At 33.0% G+C, this 21,202-nt stretch carries 21 protein-coding genes; 2 read left to right on the forward strand and 19 right to left on the reverse strand.

Translation table 11 applies throughout. From position 1 onward, the window contains the following. Window positions 1-37 precede the first annotated feature (37 nt). The 12 genes from ATL39_RS13710 to ATL39_RS13760 all read right to left on the reverse strand — a co-directional run bounded on the left by ATL39_RS13710 (window position 38) and on the right by ATL39_RS13760 (window position 14,494). Window positions 38-2,869, reverse strand: coding sequence for an AAA family ATPase (locus ATL39_RS13710; RefSeq protein ID WP_120193916.1), 2,832 nt, complete (start codon window positions 2,867-2,869; stop codon window positions 38-40). A gap of 550 nt (window positions 2,870-3,419) precedes the next feature. Continuing rightward, complete coding sequence (locus ATL39_RS17465; RefSeq protein ID WP_170146936.1) at window positions 3,420-3,578, reverse strand: hypothetical protein; 159 nt, start codon at window positions 3,576-3,578, stop codon at window positions 3,420-3,422. 66 nt (window positions 3,579-3,644) lie between these two features. After that, on the reverse strand, window positions 3,645-4,595 hold the full coding sequence (locus ATL39_RS13715; protein WP_245960999.1) for a type II toxin-antitoxin system SpoIISA family toxin: 951 nt from the start codon (window positions 4,593-4,595) through the stop codon (window positions 3,645-3,647). 38 nt (window positions 4,596-4,633) lie between these two features. Next, a complete protein-coding gene (locus ATL39_RS13720) occupies window positions 4,634-5,986 on the reverse strand; it encodes a restriction endonuclease subunit S (RefSeq protein ID WP_120193918.1) in 1,353 nt (450 codons plus the stop codon). Beyond that, window positions 5,979-7,451, reverse strand: a complete 1,473-nt coding sequence (locus tag ATL39_RS13725; protein WP_120193919.1) for a class I SAM-dependent DNA methyltransferase — start codon at window positions 7,449-7,451, stop codon at window positions 5,979-5,981. Before ATL39_RS13725 ends, ATL39_RS13720 begins: the two co-directional genes overlap by 8 nt. Further along, window positions 7,452-10,634: a type I restriction-modification system endonuclease gene (gene hsdR, locus ATL39_RS13730; RefSeq protein ID WP_120193992.1), complete on the reverse strand. Its 3,183-nt coding sequence runs from the start codon at window positions 10,632-10,634 to the stop codon at window positions 7,452-7,454. 84 nt (window positions 10,635-10,718) lie between these two features. Then, window positions 10,719-11,057, reverse strand: coding sequence for a hypothetical protein (locus ATL39_RS13735; protein ID WP_120193920.1), 339 nt, complete (start codon window positions 11,055-11,057; stop codon window positions 10,719-10,721). A 165-nt stretch (window positions 11,058-11,222) separates the two neighbouring features. Beyond that, window positions 11,223-11,495 (reverse strand): hypothetical protein, encoded by a 273-nt coding sequence (locus ATL39_RS13740; protein WP_120193921.1) that lies wholly within the window; start codon window positions 11,493-11,495, stop codon window positions 11,223-11,225. 10 nt (window positions 11,496-11,505) lie between these two features. After that, window positions 11,506-12,291: a toll/interleukin-1 receptor domain-containing protein gene (locus ATL39_RS13745; protein WP_120193922.1), complete on the reverse strand. Its 786-nt coding sequence runs from the start codon at window positions 12,289-12,291 to the stop codon at window positions 11,506-11,508. 29 nt (window positions 12,292-12,320) lie between these two features. Then, the gene (locus tag ATL39_RS13750; protein ID WP_120193923.1) at window positions 12,321-12,590 is read right to left on the reverse strand and encodes a DUF3006 domain-containing protein; all 270 of its coding nucleotides are present in this window, start codon (window positions 12,588-12,590) and stop codon (window positions 12,321-12,323) included. A gap of 3 nt (window positions 12,591-12,593) precedes the next feature. Then, window positions 12,594-13,745, reverse strand: a complete 1,152-nt coding sequence (locus ATL39_RS13755) for a helix-hairpin-helix domain-containing protein (RefSeq protein ID WP_170146937.1) — start codon at window positions 13,743-13,745, stop codon at window positions 12,594-12,596. Window positions 13,746-14,146: 401 nt separating this feature from the next. Beyond that, window positions 14,147-14,494 (reverse strand): hypothetical protein, encoded by a 348-nt coding sequence (locus ATL39_RS13760; RefSeq protein ID WP_120193925.1) that lies wholly within the window; start codon window positions 14,492-14,494, stop codon window positions 14,147-14,149. Window positions 14,495-14,775: 281 nt separating this feature from the next. On the opposite strand from ATL39_RS13760, the gene ATL39_RS13765 reads away from it, so the two are divergent. Beyond that, window positions 14,776-15,846, forward strand: a complete 1,071-nt coding sequence (locus ATL39_RS13765; RefSeq protein ID WP_120193926.1) for a hypothetical protein — start codon at window positions 14,776-14,778, stop codon at window positions 15,844-15,846. A 64-nt stretch (window positions 15,847-15,910) separates the two neighbouring features. Further along, a complete protein-coding gene (locus ATL39_RS13770; protein ID WP_120193927.1) occupies window positions 15,911-17,146 on the forward strand; it encodes a hypothetical protein in 1,236 nt (411 codons plus the stop codon). A gap of 89 nt (window positions 17,147-17,235) precedes the next feature. Here ATL39_RS13770 and ATL39_RS13775 read toward each other — a convergent pair whose 3' ends face one another. From ATL39_RS13775 to ATL39_RS13805, 7 genes are all read right to left on the reverse strand, one after another. Then, on the reverse strand, window positions 17,236-17,436 hold the full coding sequence (locus ATL39_RS13775; protein WP_120193928.1) for a YvrJ family protein: 201 nt from the start codon (window positions 17,434-17,436) through the stop codon (window positions 17,236-17,238). Window positions 17,437-17,496: 60 nt separating this feature from the next. Further along, complete coding sequence (locus tag ATL39_RS13780; RefSeq protein ID WP_120193929.1) at window positions 17,497-17,718, reverse strand: DUF2922 domain-containing protein; 222 nt, start codon at window positions 17,716-17,718, stop codon at window positions 17,497-17,499. 27 nt (window positions 17,719-17,745) lie between these two features. Further along, entirely contained in the window at window positions 17,746-17,994 is a 249-nt protein-coding gene (locus ATL39_RS13785) for a hypothetical protein (protein WP_120193930.1), read from the reverse strand. Between the two features lie 217 nt (window positions 17,995-18,211). Then, window positions 18,212-18,769, reverse strand: coding sequence for a hypothetical protein (locus ATL39_RS13790; RefSeq protein ID WP_120193931.1), 558 nt, complete (start codon window positions 18,767-18,769; stop codon window positions 18,212-18,214). A gap of 206 nt (window positions 18,770-18,975) precedes the next feature. Then, window positions 18,976-19,620, reverse strand: a complete 645-nt coding sequence (locus tag ATL39_RS13795) for a DUF1643 domain-containing protein (protein WP_120193932.1) — start codon at window positions 19,618-19,620, stop codon at window positions 18,976-18,978. Further along, window positions 19,610-20,731, reverse strand: coding sequence for a hypothetical protein (locus ATL39_RS13800; protein WP_120193933.1), 1,122 nt, complete (start codon window positions 20,729-20,731; stop codon window positions 19,610-19,612). The genes ATL39_RS13795 and ATL39_RS13800 overlap by 11 nt, the downstream gene beginning before the upstream one ends. Before the next feature lie 128 nt (window positions 20,732-20,859). Continuing rightward, window positions 20,860-21,201 (reverse strand): hypothetical protein, encoded by a 342-nt coding sequence (locus ATL39_RS13805; protein WP_120193934.1) that lies wholly within the window; start codon window positions 21,199-21,201, stop codon window positions 20,860-20,862. Window position 21,202 lies beyond the last annotated feature (1 nt).

The following is a 21,202-nucleotide window of genomic DNA, read 5'->3' on the forward strand; positions in this document are numbered from 1 at the left end:
CAGCTGATTGTCTCATAAGAATCCATATTAATTTGAGTTATTTAGAAACAGGTATGGAACTTCTTAGTCTATCCAATTCTTCATTGATTTCTGTCTTCAAAGACTTATACTCTGAATTAGAATTTCTTTCATTTAGCACTACCAATGGATCTGCTTTATCTATAAAATTTTGATCTTGCAACATCCTATTAGACTTGTCTATCTTGATTTGAGTTTTTACCAATTCTGATTCAAGTTCAATAATACTACTTTCTGGATTCATATCATGTTTGAACCTTTTTATAGAATGATATATAGCTGAAACTTCATCACTGTTCTTAGAATGCACAAAGTTCAGACTATGCTCATCAAAACTATGATGTTCTTGGTTCTGAGCACTCCAGTTTATCAAATCTTTTTTAATAGATAATAGGTTTACGTTTCCTGGAAAATCATCAAGCAATTTCGTATAAATACTTTCTAATGAAGGTTGTAATAAATTCGTTTTTCCTATATTTGTGAATCTACCAGTCAATTCAGCCTTACTATCAACACAATACTGCGTAGAGAATGTTTCGAACCAAATTCGACAGTATATTAAAGCCTGTCGAATATCGTATTTCCTCAAGGCTTCTTTGATTTTGTCTTCAAAACCAATATTATATTGAGTAAGTACTGTCCCCATATTTGTATGATTTATAACATAACTTATGTTGTCTACATTTTTCCTATCAATCAAAGTACTATATTGGTTACAAAACCTTTCCCAAAAAAGTCTGTCGTGAGTAGTAATTATGAGTTGAGTTTTTTTAAGAAAAGCCTCGTTGTACAACATACTAATAATATTTGCCCTATGGTCACTATCAATTGCATTCACTACATCATCAAATATTAGGAATGGAACATTATTACTTTCTGCTACTGCTAGCATTAATGCCAACCCCAAAGCTCTAAGATGCCCCTCACTTAAAAAAGTATAAGCATCTATCTCCATACCATCACTCTTTGTTACGTAGATTCTATAATTGCCTTTTATCAAATTAAACTTAATATTAGTAACTTGCTCTGATTTATCATCATGTGTGTTTATTAGAGAATAATATTTCAATAAAGCTTCTTCTACATTGCTTAACCTACCGCTCTCCAACTTTAACTTATAACTATTTAAATCATTATAAAATTCAGCATAGTCTTCTTTAACTTCTTGTAATAATAAATTATATTCTTCCTCTTTTTTTTCGGCTTCTCTCAAAGTCTCTTCTTGTTGAGTAAACTCTGTTAATGAACTATTTATAGTTGATAGTTTATTATTAATATAATTAAAGGATCTTAACAAAGTACTCAAGTCAGATACTTCACTATTAATTTTTTCACGTTCACGTTCGAGCTCTACAGTTTTTGTTCCTGAGACCTCAATCTCACTTGAGATAATCTCCAAATTAATGAAATATGTTTTTATTTCTTTTCTTACTTGGTATATATTTTTTATAAACTCTTCCAAATGCATTGTAGTAGAAGTAGTATCCTTTCCTTCTAACACATTTAACTTCTCTACAATTTGGTCAATTTTTTTATTTTTTAGGGATTGGAAATTACTCGAGTTTTCTTTATAGTCACTAATCATTTTTCTAACATAATTGTAATCGTCCCTAGACAAACTTTCTTCCAAATCTTTAATTGCTTTTTTTAAATTAGTAACTTCTTTTAACTGTGCCAATTCTTTTTCCGCTTTTTTCTCTGGATGTTTAGTAACTTGGCTCAAAGGTGTTTCACATGATGGACAATGAGTTAAATCTGAATTAATAATATTTTTTAAGGTAGTATAAAAAGATTCGTAATCCATATTTATAGCTTGTTCTGCTAATTCATCTTTCAAACCATTATAATCTTTTAATTTTCGTATCATAAAAAATAAATTCTTTATAATCACTTTATAATCTTGATACTTAATTTGATGCTTATGTAGGCTCTCTATTTTTTCATCAATATGTTTTATATTAGAATTCTTTTCCTTTATTAGATCCTCTATTTCAGATAAACTAATTTGATATTTCTTTTTAACGTCTTCAACAATTTTATAAATATCACTTTCGTATTCTTTCTTAATATTTAGATTAGTCTCATTGTGCTCACGTAATTTTTTTAAAGCTTTTTTTTGTTTTTCTTCAAGTAATTCGTCTATGTTAAAACTAATTGGTTTTACGAATGATGAAACTAAATTGTCCAATTCTTGCATTCCTAGTAGGTTAGCTACTATATCTTTTTCTCTTACACCTGTGTCTTTTGAACCCAATAGAGCAAATTCTTGGAGGCGATTCTTCTCAATAAAGCTGATTTGAAAATACTCATATTCTAATTCAGAAAGGCTTTCGGTGGAAAAATGGGGATGATTAAATTTTAAATCAATTTTAGGTTTTTCAGAATTTCTTTTTGCATAGTTGCTTACTGTTACATTTCTTCTCTTCGCTTCTTTAAGGTTTGAAGTTAATTTGAATTCAAATGCTTCACAAAAAGAAGTTTTTCCAGATCCATTAGGTCCAAAGAAGATATTTTTGTTTTTATTTAAAGGGATAAAGATGCCATAATCTTCTTCGTTCAAAGAGCCAAATCCTCTAAAATTTTTAATTTGAATCGAATCAATAGTAGGATAATCATAAGTTATCCCTTCTTTTTGTTTAACCGTAAGATGGCTTATTATCTTATCACCCTTTTTGACTTTTTTACTTAGAGTATTTCTGTTTAGATTGAAATCAGCCAATTCTTCCTTAATCATGCTACTTAGCCTTCCGTCTTGCTTTAAATTTTTGTACGTTGCCCAAAGGATAAATTTATAAGTATCTGATTTCCCTTGATAATAATCTTCTATAAATTTCTTAAGATAAAACCTCATTACAGTCCCACCTACTCCCTCCTAGTATATTCCAACGATAACACAATTTACTGAATTATTGGTATATATGTTCTCAGGCTATTTTTAATAGCTGGGAAGTATAGTTCTCTGTAATTTCCCCTTACGCTTAAAACTAATTTTTAAATTAATTTGATTTTCAATTAATAAACAACATTTCAAAATTAACGTATTGTTACATATATCTCTTACAAATAAAAAAAGCCTCCCAAAAGTTTATAAACTTTTGGAAGGCTTTTGAATTTAGTTTTAAAAAAAGCAGAACGGTTCTTAAAATCTATGATACAAGATTTTAAAAGGCTACTACATCATGCCGCCCATACTTCTTGATAAAAGAAACAAATTCATTTTTTTGTATTTCAGTTCATTTAAGTTGATATATCAGTCATTAGAGCAGTTCACTAGGTTACGCTAGTGAACTCTTTTTTATGCTATTTGATTTAACTGTGTGAGCAAAATGTTAGCATATAATTACTAATATTTTTTGTAAAAAAAATCAACTAAGTGATTACTTAGTTGATTTCTATTTGGTTTATACCTTTTCTAATAGTTTTCTTTCAAGCTCTCGAGAACGTTTTTCACTACTCGAATTAGACAATCTATTTGCTTTAGTAACAGGCTTTTTATTAATTTCTTTTCTTTTTAATTGTTTTTCACTAAGTCTTTTGTAAGCTTCTGGTGATAATTTCATAAAAGGTTCACTCTCCCTTTATAAGTTGTTCTTAATTTCTATACTTTATTTTATCACTTATATCATTTAAATTCCATTCATTTTTATAGCATTAAATAAATATGTCAAGTTAATAATATGGAAACCATCGACATTTTCTATATTATTAACTCTAGATTTTAAAAGTATAATTAAAGATGTCTCGTTTAAATAAATTGGAATAAGTAAATAATGTTCAACAGAGTATCTTTCCAGCTCTATAAATTGACTATCGTATAAAGTTTCAATAATATTTTCTAATACATCTGATTCATTAGTTTTGTTATTCTCCATATTTATAACCATTTCTTCATAATTAATTGTGTGCTTTTTTGATATCATGTCTATCGTATTAGTTAGTGCCTCAAAAATTTTATCACTAGCATAAGATTCTCCTAAGTTATAAACATAGGAATTAATTGAAAATGACGTACAGTAAAAATCCAAAAAAGTTCGCAAAGATTCTTCAACAGATAAATCTTTTGATATAGATCCATATGCACTTTCTGAATTTTGAATCAAGATAGAACATTCATTTGTTTTTTGTAACCATTGAAGTTGTTTTTTTCTAAAATCTTCTACATATTCATTAAATTCATTATCATGTTGAAATTCAAACTTTCCTATTTTATTTACAAACGGTGTATTAAATATTGAAATATCTATAAAAACAATACAAATAGCTGCTACAAGCAATACGAGCCATTCTTCAAATGATATCAAATTCAAATATAGACCAATGATTATGCAAAATATAAAAATAAAATAAAGCGATCTTCTAAACTTCCTTTTATTGTCTTTATACCACTTTATTGATTTTCTTCTAAGCTTTTTTGTTTCTTCCTTCATTACTGATCGGGAACTTTTGGATAGTAAAAAGAGGATTCTCCATGGCTTTATTAAGTAATAATACCAAGTATATCCGGAGCTTACTGACCAAATAAATACTATATAAAATAACATAAAGATTAAAGCAATTTTTAAACTAGAAAAATCCACTAAATTCAAAAGCTACACCTACTTCTAATAACTTTTATTTATAATTGACCTTTAAAAGCTTTAGACAAGATTGATTTTTGTAGAACCTCTATTTTTCCTTCAAAATATTTAATATTTTCAATACAGGTATTTTCATTTTCAATAATTTTGTCTAGTTTTTCCACTATAGTCTTTTGCTTACTAAGACTTGGTAAAGAAAAAGTCATTTTTTTGAATATTGATAAACTGATTTTTTGTTGAGCTACGCCTTTACTCATTTTCAATATTTGTTTTTTTACTATAGGTGATTCTATAACATACTTTATAAAGTTGTTATCTGCTAAAGCAGGATTCACCTTTAATTTTATACAATCAGCCGTAATAATAGCTTTTGTTACGTTTGAGGGACATAAATCTACGTCTCCTGGTGGATCTCCCATTTTTGTAACTAAAATATCTCCACTTGTTACTGAATGCTTATTTAGTTTTTCTGCTTTTTTTTCTGAAACATATTTTCTATTCAATAAATAATTGGAACTTCTAATATTTTTAACAAAAATTAATGGAACTCCTTCAGTGGAATAATCAGTAACTTTCAGATCGCTTCCAAAAGGACCGATAGCAATTGAGTACTTATCTTTAGCTGCAATTGATTCGAAGTTTGTAATAATCCATTTTTTTGCATTTTCCTTTTGTTCAAAAAAATATTCTATACTCTCATCATCTAATATTTCAATGGAACTACTATTCACATTCTCCATAAATTCATCAAAAATGGCCGCTCTACGCAGTTCAAAAGAGCTTTTTGCCTCTTCCATTAGTTTTTTTGCCTGATAGATTTTTTCTACTAATACTTCAATTTTTCTTGCTATACTTATTTGAGTTTTTAAAGGAGGTAACGCTATAGGATAATTTTCAACCAATTTTGGTTTTGCTCTAGTAAGCGAACCACCAACTCCTGAGACATCTTTTGTAATTAGTTTTCGGAAATAAGGGGATTGAAGCAAATATAATAAGTATTTAGGTTCTACAAAGTTCTCATTAGATATAACAATCCATTCAGTTGAAGCTATTAGTGGGTATTCATTTTCTTCTCCAACTAACCATACTCTGTTAATTCTAGGATTAATTTTGCTTAATAAAATTTCATTCTTGGAGATCATTTGTTTATTAGATTTGATATCTTTTCCTCTCGTCTTTTCAGGCTTAGATGTAGGGAAACTCGGTATGCTATATAATTCAAATATTTGTTCTTGATCTCTAGTTGGATTGATTGATCTTTTTTTTGAACTATTAATATCTTTTAAATAAACCCACTTCCAACTTTCAGGAATTTCAAAAGGCTGTTCTTCTAACGGTACTACTGGCAATGCATAAAAATTTTCAGTAATATATTTCTCTGAATTAGTCATACTTCATCACTCCTGAAACTCCCACTTTGGTTTCTTCTGTATTTTCTGGTTTATTATTTTTAACTTCTTTTAGTTCACTTACTACCTCATTTAATAAGCCGATAGCTTCTTCTAACTTATCGATTGTTTCTTCTGCTGATTCTATAGGATCTGGTAGATTATCATAAGCTTCAAGAGATTCATCCGCAATAAGACCAATGTCTAGACTATTATTTTTCTTTTTTATTTCTTCTAATGTAAATAAATTCCAACGTTTATCAGAAACGTTTTCTCTATTATCAGAAAAGTAGGCCGTTTGAAAGTCATTAAAATGTTTTTCTCTTAACGGTGTCCGCTTTCCAAACTTATCCATGTTTGTTCTCATATCATAGACCCATACATTTTTTGTATTTTCTACATCGCTCTTACCACGAGTGAAAAAGAGAACATTAGTCTTAACACCTTGAGCATAAAAAATACCTGTAGGAAGACGAAGGATGGTATGAAGGTTACACTTATCCATAAGATCTTTCCTGATTTTTTCTCCAGTTCCATCTTCAAACAAAACATTGTCTGGAAGAACCACTGCTGCACGAGCTTTGCCATCTGCTTTAAGTGAACGATATATATGTTGTAAGAAATTCAACTGTTTATTTGTAGTTGTAAAAGTGAAATCATCTCGCGTTGGTCGTTCACCTCCTTGTTTTGTTCCAAAAGGAGGATTAGTCATAATAACATCGTATCCTTTAAGTCCTTTTCCCATCTCAGATAATGTATCACCTAACCGAATATCTCCCTGAATATCATGTAACATCGCATTCATAAGAGCTAATCGATGGGTATCTTTTACTAACTCTACCCCTGTAAAAGCTTTCTTAGTTTGAAATTCAGCTTCTAGCTGACCTAAATCAAAATAATCATCTGTTTTTTCGCGTATATGACGATCTGCTGCAATCATAAAACCAAACGTTCCTGCTGCCGGGTCATTACATTTCTCTCCTGGTTGTGGATCTACTGTTTTAACGATCGCATCAATAAGGGGACGTGGCGTGAAGTATTGCCCCGCTCCAGACTTAGTTTCGCTAGCATTTTTTTCTAGCAAACCTTCATACAAATCACCGAGGCCTTCTTCTTTAGCACTGTACCAATCTAAATTATCGATCGATCGAATAATTTTTTCTAAATTTTTCGGTTCATCTATATTAGTTTGGGCATTAACATAGATTTGCTTTAATGTGTCACTCTCTTGCTGGCCCAAATCAATTAATAACTTTTGGTAATGTGTCTTCAGTTCAATACCATGCAACTTTTGAAGGGAGTCCCATCGATATTTCTCTGGTATCTTTTCCTCTTGTTCTGTTTCTTTCATCATTTTTAAGAATAAGAGATAAGTGAGTTCCGTTACATACTGATGATATGTGATCCCATCATCTCTTAACACGTTACATAAATTCCAAAGTTTTTGTACTATATCTTGATTTCCCATTTATGCTTGCTCCTTGTTGTTGTGAGTATATAATGCCTGGTTAATCTTACTAACAATTTCCTCCATTTGTCCATGGAAGATAATGTCTAATTGTTTATATCCACCACGACTTTTAAATGGTTCTACGTTAAATGCTTTTTCTGGATCCGGATCAAGAATAGACTCTTTTAACAATTGTTTTTCGATTTTTTCTAACCATTGCCTTTGTACTGGTGGCCAGGATTTCATCTGATAAATATCTTTCATGGCTATTTTAATACGATCCTCATGACTCACTAAAGGATCACCTATAGCCTGTTTTCTTACGAAGCTAATAATATCTGCAGCAATATCTTCATTTTTTGCATCGCGCCATGCTGTCTGAAGTCCTGCCTCTGTAAATCCTTGTTGATCCAATGCAATACGTAGCTCTCTTAGTTGCTCTCTTGTGAGTTCCTTGGGACGGGTACATACTACCTGCAGTGCGGGGATTTTATTCATATTTTCTTGGATAAAGGTATGAAATTGCTCCAGATAATCCTCTGGTTTATCCGCCTTACCATATCCGCGAGTAACTTCTATTAATTCATCTTCGTGATTTGAAATATACTGTTTGGCTGAGCGGTATCGGTTTTCATCTAAAAAGGGAATGAGAGTTGGTTTGTCTCTCAATAATTCAATAACTTCATTAGAAGTACTGCCTTTTATCCATTGAACGAATTCTGTAACCGTAAACCCATCCATTAATGTTTCAAATATCTGATGATCTTCTTCATTCCATGATTGTTTTTTCCTTTGGATTTTTGCTGCTAGTTCTTCTTGATGTTGTTTCTGTTCTGCGGGTGCTTCAATTTGTTCCAATTCATCTACAATTTGCTCGACAGAAACCTTAGGTCGTTTAACAACTGGTTTCATATCTGAATAAGCCTTTAAGCTTTCGTATAATCCTACCGCATCATAAATCGCAAAGTACTCTTTTCCAATATCTTCACAAAGTCTTGTGGCACGTCCCAGCATTTGCTCATATAAAATGCGAGAGCGAACGCGACGCATAAACACAATATTGGTTATGGCCGGGACATCTATTCCGGTGGTTAGGAGATCTACGGTTACTACGATATTAGGATTTCGTTCATTTTTAAATTGCTTAATCGCATAAGAAGGATCTTTAATAGAACCAGTTATTTTCATAATTGCATTGTCTTCTACCGGTCCATGAATAGTCTCAAGCTTTTCTTTCAGCATATTTACTATCATATCCGCGTGATCGTCCGTAGCTGCAAAAACTAGCGTCTTGCCTAAACTCATCGGATCAATATAATTAGATAACTCGGTCAATACCACTTCGTTAAAATTTTTCGTGATGACCATTTTGTTAAAATGAGTGACGTCTAAATTCACTTCATCTTCTAACATTTCTTTATTTATTTCGCCTGACTGTGGATCATAGTAGTCTACTTCTTCTCCCTGTTTCCAACGAATTCCTTGTTGTTTCAGTGCTGTTTCGAACTGATAGGGAGGTTCGTGATCAATTAAATATCCATCTATGACTGCTTCTCGGTACGTATAGGTATATACGGGATTACCAAATATATCTACAGTATGAAGAGCGGGAGTAGCGGTCAATCCAATAGGAACCGCATCAAAATACTCTAACACTTGGCGATATTTACTAACATATTCTTTTTGATCGCGAAACATCATTTCGGTTTCTGACATTTCTTTATCCAATGTGTATCCTCTATGTGCCTCATCAACAATAATACAGTCGTATTGATCTACCGTCGGCTTCTGACTATCGTCTTCTTGATAAAATAACCGCTTCACCATGCCTTGTACTGTAGCAATTTGGACCTTGGTTTCTCCTTCTGGAGATTTATCGTTTAGTGTTTGAAGATTAAAGATCTCTGTAAAAGACATATAGTCTTCTAACTTTGAATCTTTAAATGCTGCTTCAGCCTGTTCACCAAGAGCTGATCGATCTACTAAAAACAAAATCCGATGAAACCTTTTTGCTTTAATTAGACGGTAGATCAAGCCTATAGCAAGTCTAGTTTTTCCAGTACCCGTTGCTAAAGCAAGCAGAGCCTCTCGTTTACCATTTCTCAAAGCGTCTTCTACAGCCAAAATAGCTTCTTCTTGATAAGTACGTAGCTTTAAATAATCAAGAGGTTCCTCATTTAATTTTTTAGTTGCTTCGCCTAAATCTTTTTTAGCTAGCTCTTTTAAACCACTTGGACTGTAGATTTTTTGTAACGCTCGTGGATGATTAGTCGGAGATCTTGCATCTAAAAACCATACCCCGGATTTATCTTGAATTTGTTTTAAATAAGCTCTTCCATTCGTAGCAAATAAAAATGGTACACTGTACTCCCCGTTAGACTCCAAAATTACTTCGTCTTCTTTTTGTTCCACATTTCTAGCATATATTTTAGCTTGTTCAATATCAGCAGGTATATTTTTGCTTTTTCTTTTCGCTTCAATAATCCCTAAAAATTCTAGTCCAACAAATAAAGCGTAATCTACCCGCCCTCCATTTACAGGCCATTCTGCAATAGCTTTATCCTTATTCTTTTCGGGACGAGTGCCCTTACTATAACGAATGTTATTTGTGTCTGCTACCCATCCTGCGTCTCTTAGTTGTTCATCAATAATTTCTCTTGTTTCATCTTCATTTAATTGCAAATTCTTGCTGGACTGCTGAGCATGTTGTTTTCTTTTTGTTTTTTCAGATGCCTGAACATATACTTGCCGCTTACGTAAATTGTCTAGATCTTCCTTAAGAGTGCCTATTTCTATTTCATACTGTTCTTGAAGCACAGTAAGTTCTTTAGCGTTTATTAATTGCTCTTGTTGGGGCTTTTGATAATCAGGAATTTTATAATCCCAATCTCCATAAACCTCCATCATCCAAACACCTATATGGTAAGCCATGCGTAATGTTATTTCTGCCTCTTCTGTAGTACCATATCCACCCTGGTGTACCGCTTTATTACCTTTCTTACGAAGCGTATGAAATAACTCTTCTAGATCTTCAGTAATAACTCCGTCTTTCTTTAATAATCTTAATCGATCTAATTGACTTATGTCCTGTGATTCATTAATCTCTTCAAAAGCCATAACATATTTTGTAGTAGTCTCCGCAAATAATCGTAATTTAATTAATGTAGTACTAGGATCTATGTATATATTTTTTTCAGCCATCTCACCAAGTTGAGCTAATACAGTCCATTTTTCAGCTAAAAATGAAAAATTGCTATTTGACAAAGCGAACCCTCCTAAAAGTATTTATAAGCCGAATCTTTCTGCTATATTTACAATCCCTACAATTATCAAAAGACCTATTGGTAATACAATCATTGGAATTGAAAATAATGCTAATAATCCTGCTAATCCACTGATAAAAAAGATATTTGCATCAAATATATAAGTAGCTATATAAGAAATACAAATCCACAAACCAGCTGTTTTACCACAAAATCTTGTTATATCATTACTTTCAATATGAGATTCTTTTTTATAAACTTCGATAAAATGCAGAGCTCTTCCGTGCAATTCTATTTCTCTTTTCTTCAAAAAATAATATATGGCAGCTGCGCCAAAAAAAATAATAAAATTTAACATCATTTCTTCTCTCCTTCAGAGTTTTTGTTCAAATAATATATTTTATTATTATCAAAACACTAACAACGATTGGTAGATAAAAAAGCCACTCCGTCTTAGAAAAGAAACATCTTATAAAGCATGTGCTTTTTTTCTTTTTTAATTGATTTTTTATATCTATTAATGACATTAAAAATTTCTCTCATTTTCCTCTTTGACTATTTCAAATAGCACTCTATATTTTCTTTCTAATTGTAAATAGTAAGAGTCTAACATCCAAAAAATTATTATAGGAACAAATATTATAATAATTGATTGATGGGTAATATCATTACTGCCATATAAAGCTAGTACTCCAGCTACCAGTGCCACTGTCCAACCCTTTAAAGCAAAACAATTAGAGGACATTCGCAGTATTACAGTTTGTATCATTTCTAAATTTCGGATTTTTTGTTCTTTCAAATTGCCACCTCTAACTAGTTTCAATATTACTATATTTATACAATGCGTCTAAGCCATGCTCATTATTTACTTTAGCTTTAAAAGCTACGATTAAAAGAGTAAAGTCTTTTAATCTAGGTAAATCGTTCAGATTGAGTGAATATTTGATTCTCAATTGATCTGACTCTTCAGATCGTTTTTCTGCGCTTTTTTGTAAACCTTCTCTACCTTCTCTATGTTCCTCGGGAGATTTTTTTCTAATTAAATCCATCATTGCGATTTCATGATAAATCCATGATGATTCTGTCTCATGCTTTATAACTTCTTTAGCGTTACTTATAGAGTTAGAGGTATTCAAGAAAAATAAACATTCTGTATTATCCATCATTTTCGTAAGCGCTGTTGATAACATTATGTGCACATGACTAGTAGAAAAATTCCTTTTATTGTAATCATAATTATCCGAGCCTTCAATTTTACAATATTTTTTATCAATTTCTCTCAATAAATCTCCTGCATAACCCCATACTTGCGAGTCTATAAAAGCAGTTAAACCCATCTCTTTATGTAACCATCCCGCTAAACCTAGAGCTATAGGTTCGTCTTTATGAGAATGTGATAAAAATATATCAGCTTTTATATCTGGAAACCAATTTTTTTGTAACTGTTCTCCGTCAATAATACCTTCTGAATCTGTATAATAATTAAGTTGATTTATTATATCTTTTCTTTGTTCTGCAAATATTTCTTTTCCTCTATCGATATAATCGCTGTAATTTCTCTCTCTCTCTATCTCTACATTAAAACCAGTAAACATACTTAATTCCTCCCATTAGTTATTAAAATTCACCTTTTCTTAAATTTACTATTGGTAGATTTTGACTTAACTTTCTCTAACTTTTGTTTAGTTACGTTCTTAGCATCTGATGTCTTTTTTTTATCTTTAAAAAGTTGAATGATTTTCTCATTTTTTAAACTCACTATACTCCAGTCCCCAATAGATAAATCGGGAGGAAGTTGATCTTTATCTATTACATATTCTTTTCCAAGCTCTTCAACTAATATAACCGCATATTTATCATCTTCAATACGGTCCAATATCCCTCTTACTTCCATCGCTTACCCTCCTATACACGCGAGTCCTTCTGCTTTTATCTCATCTACCCGAGTGGGGCCTATTCCACTAATACGTTCCATATCGTCTATAGAGCTAAAAGGCCGTAGTTCTTCTATTTGTTCTGCCCGTTCTACTCCTATTTGATTAATATTCTGTAGCTGCTCACTCGAGGCAGCGTTAATATCGATACACTCTCCCTGGGTTTCCTCTTCTACATTTTCATCAGGATTATTGCTTGAATGTTCAGACTCATTATCAGATGACATAATATCTTCAGAAGTACGTTCTTCCTCTTTCATTGTCTCAATATCATACGACTCTCCATCACTCGTCACGACAATCGTCCCGTCTACACTAGTACCGTATACCTCCGTACCACGTCCTTCTAATGCTTCAAGCACCGAATCATGGGGATGGCCGTACTGGTTATCTTCTCCGGCTGAATAAATGGCTACTGCCGGATCGACTTCATCGATAAAAATGGATGAACTGGACGTGTCTGATCCATGATGACCCAGTTGTAAAATATCCGTTTCCAATGTATATCCGCGGCTTATAATTTGTGCTTCTGTCGCTTCTTCTACATCCCCTGTAAGCATCACAGAAAAGTCATCTCCATATTGAAAACGAGCGGATAGAGAGTTATTGTTCTCGTCGCTATCCAGGTTTTCCGGATTAATCATTTCTATCTGCAGCGGACCTACATCGTATATGTCTCCCGCTCGTGATTCCTCATACCCTACATCATAATAATCAATAGCATCGATGACACGTTCGAAGGTTTGAGATGTTTGAATCTCTCCGGACATAAATACTTCCTCTACGGAGAAATCTTCGATAATCCTGTCAGCTTGTCCAATATGATCGGCGTGAGGATGACTAAGCATCATAACATCTATGTTTTCAATTCTTTCTGTGTTCAAATAATGGATTACATCGTCTTGGTTCCAATCCCCCGCATCAAAAAGGACAGCATAGTCTTCATCACCTTCACTGTATTCAAATAACGTGGCATCTGCTTGCCCAGCATCGATAAAATGTACTTTGATATCCTCTATAGGCTCTGTTTCTTCGTTTATCTGATCTTCATTTGTTGGCTCTTCTTGTGCCGTTTCTACTGACTGAACTGCTTCTTCAGACGAGCTGGCTTCCACTTCTGTCGCCTCAGTAGATCTTTCTTCACTATCGACTGCTTGTTCACTACTACACCCAGCTGTAACTAATAAAAAACTACCAAGTAAAATAGATATGTACTTCATTTCCATACTAAATACCCCCTTCTTTAGTTTATCATTTTAACTGGGAGTGAAGGGGGTGAATATCATAAAAATTGTATATTGTAATCTTGTTTACTATTAATACTAATTGATAGCACTATATTCCAGCCTTGACACTGGGACCCTGCCCCCTTTGGAATCCCTAAACCTCGAAGCAACTTGCTTCCCTTTTCTGCTCCTTCGTCGCTGTATGTTACCAAAGGGGGCTCCCCTAGTGTAAAGGCACGCTTCGCTTGGAATAGTATACACAGGGCCATTCATTATTAATCATGCATTTCTTAACTATGGATAGTAACTTTATCTTGGGTAATACGATTTGAATTAGATGAGTTTGAATCAGTAAGAGTGGTTAATGCTTTTCGAAGGATTGCTACGTCCTGAGAAGTTAAAGGCTGCATATGGCATACTTTATTGCGGATAGATGTAGTATGGCGGATCACTTTCTTTTCTTTTGGGGATAGCTGCAGGGAGTTATAATCCAGCGTTAAGGTGATGAGCTGCCAGTAGGATGGTTGGTTGGAAGTAAGAAGATCTGGGAGTAAAGAAAGTAGATGGTTTCGAAGGGTTATTTCAAGTTCGTAGAGTTGTGAATAGGCTTCTAGTAATGTTGCTTTATGCTGTTCCATAGCTCAGCTCCTTTACTATAGATTGTAATGAACTAAGACTTAACTATCAACTACTTTATTCCATAATTAACAATTTTAAAGCGATTGAATGTATAATGAGAAACATTATAGTTTTTTACTTTTATGCCGTAGTCTTTTGGTGATGAAGAGTCCCTCAAATATACTCAATGAAGTAGGCCCTCCAGGGCGGAAAGATCCTGGAGGGGTCACTTCAGGGAGATTGAGGGACGCAAGGTTCGACACCAAAAGGAAACGGAATAAATGTTATAGGAGGATGCCAATTGGATGATCAAAACCAAGAGTCTAATAATAGTGAGAAAAAAATCAATCAAGATAAAAATCATACAAAAGAAAACAACTTTTCTTCTACCAATTTCGAAAAATTTATTCCTAAAACCTTAGTACCCCCTCGCCCTCTCATAACTGACTCGATGTTAAAAGCTATTACAACTGCTTCAGTAAAAAATAAACTTTTTGAAGAAATCACTTCAAAAAATAACATAATGAATAGTATTACTTCTAATCAAATTAAAGATCTAAGTAATATAGTTAAATGGAAAAGTAACATTAATCCTCAATTATTCAATACAATAGATATATACAAAAAAATCATTCCTAACCAGTTCAATGTAGTTAAAGAGACATTTAAAGTCATTGATTGGAAAGCTATTAAAGAACATCATGAACAGTTTACGAATAACATTTTTCAACTACTTCAAGAAACTCAAAAAGAACTATGGTGTTTGGACATTGATTTAGCCTCACAAATCGTTGAAAACGAAGTTAAAAGATCTGAAATAGAAAATTATATTAGAGATAATTTAGATTTATATATTAAAGATTTGAAAGACGAGCCATTATTTGCATTACACAGCAGCTTAATTCAAGAAGCTTATGAGGCGTATCAGTTAGGTCATTATAAATTATGTACTATTTCACTCTTTGCACCTTTTGAACACATATTTGTCTGTTGGTTTGAAGGATATATTGATGGAGAAGACGTAAATGTTCGTCAAAGACCAAAAAGACCCGAACGCGGTAATAGCATCATCGGAAGAAGTAGAAAACTTATGAATACCGAATACAATGAAACAGAGCGTAAACAATTAATGATAATACTTACAATGCCTATTGTTCATTTCTACTCTAAAACGTTTGGAAACTTTTCTGAATATATTCCTGATCGAAAGCTCAATAGAAATGCATTAATGCATGGTTTTTATAATTATGATTCGATTACTGAAGTTGACGTATTAAAATTATTTCAACTATTAAAGTCTCTAACTGTACTTGAATACATCTCGTATGAGGATGTATTCGGCAATGATTCTTCTAGTGGAAGTAAGCATTAGTATTCTACACTTGATAGAAAATATTGATAAACCAATCTTAATGATGGTTTTTTGAGGTGATGTAATGACATGGAAAGCATCTTTATTATTAGCAATTTCGTTTTTGATCGCTGGATGTTCCAGTGATAACTCAGAGTCCTCCGCGGGTAATGAAACTGCTGATTCAACCGAAGAAACGGAAGAAACAAACGACACTGAAGAGACTGCTACACAGAGTAACTCTCCTATACAGACACCTACGGAATATACCGGGTATACTCCGGGCCGGGGGAATCCCCCTTTCTATAAAGTAGACGTGCCGGATATTTTCACGGTAGATCCGGATTATTATGCCGGGCCGGGGCCCCTGGTGTTTACGTATGAGCCGAAGGATATTGATTATTTCCACGAAGGCGGCGACTACAATAATGCCTATGATCAAATAAGCACGTTGAAGATAACTTCTTCAGAAATAGGTAATGGAGTCTCTAATGAAGAATATTTAGAGCAGCTACGGACCAAAACGATTAACAGCTTCGTTTCAGATGGCACGACGTACGATGTAATAGAAAAAGAAGACACTGAAATGGGCCCATTTGAATATGGACTACGAACTGAAGAAGATGATCATACCCAAATCACTTTTCATACCGAACATGAGGGTATTGGGCTGCAGGCTACACTGACTATTCCCCATGACACCGAGGAGGGCGATATGATTCTAGAACAAGGCCTGGAAGCACTGCAGACCGTCACATTCGATAATCCGGAAACGTGGGAAGAGCGCCCGGACAGAGCACGCTTTGAACATGAGGTGGTCTATGAGCCTTATGAAAGAAGCGAGCCCGGCACGATTGCAGAAGATGGCTACTCCATCACGTTCCCGGCTTTTCCAGAGGAATTTTCCTTAGTTGGCACTGATCCTGCTTCTTATTATATGGCTTCTAAAACATATGAGGACCTGGTCGATTCATCCCGGACAGAGTATAAGCGTACAAGGTCCTCTATTGAAATTTTAAGTATGCCTGTCTCTTCAAATATTTATAGTGAAGAAGCAGTCGCCCAGCTAGATAAAGACGATAAAATGTGGGGATCATCAGGAAATATACAATCATTATCATTTGTAGAAGATAATTTTGAAATGGGTGACTTCACAACGGGCGTTCATAGGGAATTCGATACTTTTGAAGAGTATTTTTTCATCACAGAAACCGAAACAAGTGTTATTATCGCACGCTACAATCTAATTCCCGGCACTGATGATTACGAAGAATTAAAGTCTATATATGAAGAAACCATTACCACATTTGAATTGCATTAGAATTTTTTATCGCTACCTTTAATTGTGACTAATAGGTTTGCTATGATTTTTTACAGATTAAAAAGCCTCCAGCAATTGGAGGCTTTTTATTATTTCGATTCACTTTGCACTATATCCATCAACTGATTTACTTGTTCTTGGGTCACTTCATTTTGTTTAGCGATTACTAGGGTCAAGCCGGATATAGATTTTTGAAAGTCTTTTACAATCGGTTCAAGCCGAATAAGTAAATAGGAAGCAACCGCTATAGGAAAGCCAACATTTGATACGAGTGTAACAAATTCGTCCATAAGTCTTCTCCTTTCTTGTCTATGTATAAAGGCAGCCAATCGCCTGGCTGCCTTGTTTATTTATTGAATAGTAATATCTTCTACAGCTCGAGTAACGACGCGGGCTCCGATTTTTTGATTAATAAAGTAAGCATTTCCGCTAAAGACTGGATTAGCAAGCATCGTATCCATCGCAGCATTTACTTCTTCAGAGGTGATATCAGCTCGAGGGTTAGCTATACGGATCGTTACTATTTTATCAAGCGAGTTCTTGAATCGTAGTTCCAGGTTACTTGTGGACATATTAAACTGCTCCTGTCATTTGTATTTTTAGTTAACGGATGGAGGTACAACAACTGTAGTAGAACGCAATTCACTATTTTCAACAAACAAAAATTTAGTTGATGGCCATGCACATAGAGAAGCTACCGTAGTTGCCATTAGATGAATAGTTTCTACTTCAGCATCTGTTTTGCATTCATAGTTTGCTCTCTTAGTAGCGCCTTCTCCATCTGTACCGCCATTTTCATCAAAGTACTCGATTACCAGGTTTGATTTTACTAAGTGTTTATTAATCATTTACCTTCCTCCTTTTCTACATTTTTTCTTTTTCGTTAGTATAGAAATAAGGGCAATCAGGGCCGGTGAATTGCCCCTACCTCTATAAGAACGAAAAAAAGCCGAGGGTTCCCCCACCGGCTATCTTTATTATAATACGCTCTATGCACTGATACAATAGTATTTAGAAAATATTACCAGTAGTAATAATCTTAATTAACAAACTCGTTAAACATGATTATTCTCCTAATTCTTCATCAATTATAGCCTCTAGCTTTTCCGCTGTATTTTCTTCTCCCAATTCTTCAGTAACTATAGCCTCTAGCTCTGCATCTCTTTCTTCCACCGTCATATCTGCAATTTCTTCCTCTTGTCTTTTCACTTCAGCATCTAATTCTTCCTGAGTCATGCCATATATAGCTTCGAATTCTTCTTCACTCATAGTTTCTTCACTCGGTGTCTCGATTTCAGTAGTATTAGTTTCTTCTGAAGTAACATCTTCTTGTGGCTCATCGTCATTTACAGTTTCAACATTCTCTTCTGTTTCTACCGATTCACTTTCAGCGTCGGATACTTCTGCCTCTGTATCATTTACAGTGGTGTCTGAGGATTCCGTGGCAGCTATGACTAATATAAAACCTAATACTCCTATACCAAAACTTAATGCCGAAGCTTTAATTAATTTTATTCCATTTTCTTTTTTTAATGCTTTTAATATGACTCCCACTAATAAAAGAACTGGTGTAGCTAATATAGCTAATACAAATAACAAGATACCCAAATTCGCCACTTTCATCCTTCTTTCTGCTCTTAGTTTATAGTAAAAAACAAATAAATTTTTCTTTGTAATATAAACTTTGAGTTTTTGTTTATATCATATACTATAATTTTACATATATCTATAACTATTTAACTACAATCTGTACTTTTTTATTTGCTAATAAAAAAACTCTGCTCCCAATTTAGGAAACAGAGTTTTTCATTTGAACCTGGTGGCAAATACTATTTTTTCTTTCTCGACCGATTATTTATCCATTTTTTCAGTTCGTCAGTAGCTACTATCAGTTTAGAATTTAAGTCAAAGTCGTTTCTATTGGAGTTATTTGGTCTTGGATGCCTAGGGAATGTTTCTTTTTTGCTTAATCCAAACACTTTAACTTTTGAAGAATTTTCTATAATTACATTTTTCAGCTCTTCGTCTTCAATTAATTGGCGAATATAAGTTTGGCCAAATCCTCCCCAAGCTATTATAATTTCGTTTGAATTGCTTATAGCATATTCGATACATTTTTTATTCATCTTTTCTTTTACCGACAAACGTATTTTTTCTTTATCTTCAAGATCAAGCTTTTTTGTACTCGGGTTTATTAAAGGTATTATATTAACAACATACAACGCATCATACTCATCCGTACTAGCTCTTGCATACTTTAATAAGAACTCCACCGTATTATCAGAAGACAAAGAATTAGCTGAGCTCGGATTAGTCATAATAACAGTTAAGATTTTGTTACCTGTCCCCCATCTTTTTTCTAAGAAATACCGCTTTTTAGGATTATTAGAATCATCGAATATAGCTTTACCACAACCTATATCGATACTTAATTGTGAAGATTTTTCTTCAATTTCTGCAAGATTATTTAGCATTTCTTGACCCCCTTAATTTCATAGATATCATCTTAAATAGAGAGTATTGATGTGGTTTTGTAGCAATAATATAATCTGATATTCCTTTTTGTAAAGGCAATACAGCTTCCTCGTAAACTTGATGACATTCATTTATAAAGTCCTTATTTGTATTTAAAACATCTAAAAAATTAGAGTTGCTATTTTGAGTATGTATATCATAATGAATCATATCTCTATACCTCTTCACCCAATTTATTAAGTCTATATTTTTAGCTAAAGACTGAATGTCATTTTTAAGTTTTTTATCCATAGTAGCTGTCCACATCATGAATTCTTTATTACTATATTTCCAAAGATTATTTACATTTTTTAAAATAGGGTCCAACCCTTTAGTAAGAAGTCTTGTAAAAGTATACTCATCAATAAATTGCACATTTTTATTATTAATAAAAGCATCATGAATAAATATTAAATAGTTTAATTCTTGTAGACATATCAATAGCCGAAATTGAAGAGATTGGTATGCTAATGCTTTTCTATCATCTTCAAAGAATTTTTCTGCCCTTACATCAAAGTTTTTAATCCTAATTGTCTCATTTTTAATACTAGAGTCGGCTTGATATAAATTTAAGTCTATTGAACCTAATATATGCGATTCGATTTCCACTATAGTTTCAGAAATCGTTTCAACTAAAAAATTCTTTATTTTTTCTTTGGATCCACTATCAGATAATGAAGAAAAAGGATCTTCAAATTCTGAATCTAAAAATATATATGTATTGTAGATGGTACTTCCTATTATCTGATCTTCTTTTAAAAATAATCCTATATTGTTTTCATAACTTTTAAAGTTTTCTTCATGAATTTTTCTTATTTTTAGATAGATATCATCGTTTTTCAGGCTTTTTCTTCTTCCAAAAAGTTTTACATTTTGCCTGATTCTATTTATATTTTTATCCAGCTGAACAGGCAGATCAAATGTTTCAACAATTTCTTCAAATACCAAACAATAGTCTCTTAATAGTACAAAGTTATAGACTGTTATAAATTCACTGGATTTACCAAATCGATATAAAATTCTGTTTAACATGTGCAAATCCATTGCTGCGGTATTTTTAGCCGAATTCAATGTATTCCTCCTAAAATTAAATATTAGTAGTACGATTTCCTGAATATTATTTAATGTTTTTATAGCCATTTAATATTGTTCTCATATAAAAAAGTAGAGTACATAAAGCATACTCTACTTTTTTATACTTATATAGTGAATTCTTTCTGTACATACTCTCCTTCTTTTAAGTCCATATCCCCTTCTTCAATGCTGAATAAATCGTCAGCATCCTCCGTACCTTTGTTACTTTCACCAACTATGCTTCCTTCTGCAATAGCTGCCTTTTCTTCAAATAAGCTGATCTGTGCCGACTCTATTGATACGTTTACCATTTCATCGGGCCGGAATTTTCTGAGAGCAATAAAGTTTTCGTTATTCAGCTCGATGTCCCCTAATATAATTCTTACCGACTGCTGCCATTCGTCTTTCTTTGTTTTGTTCACTATTTCTATTTTCTTAATGCTTGCACTTAATACCGACTCTCCCATA

This window comes from Sinobaca qinghaiensis (genome assembly GCF_003610495.1).
Lineage (GTDB): Bacteria > Bacillota > Bacilli > Bacillales > Marinococcaceae > Sinobaca > Sinobaca qinghaiensis.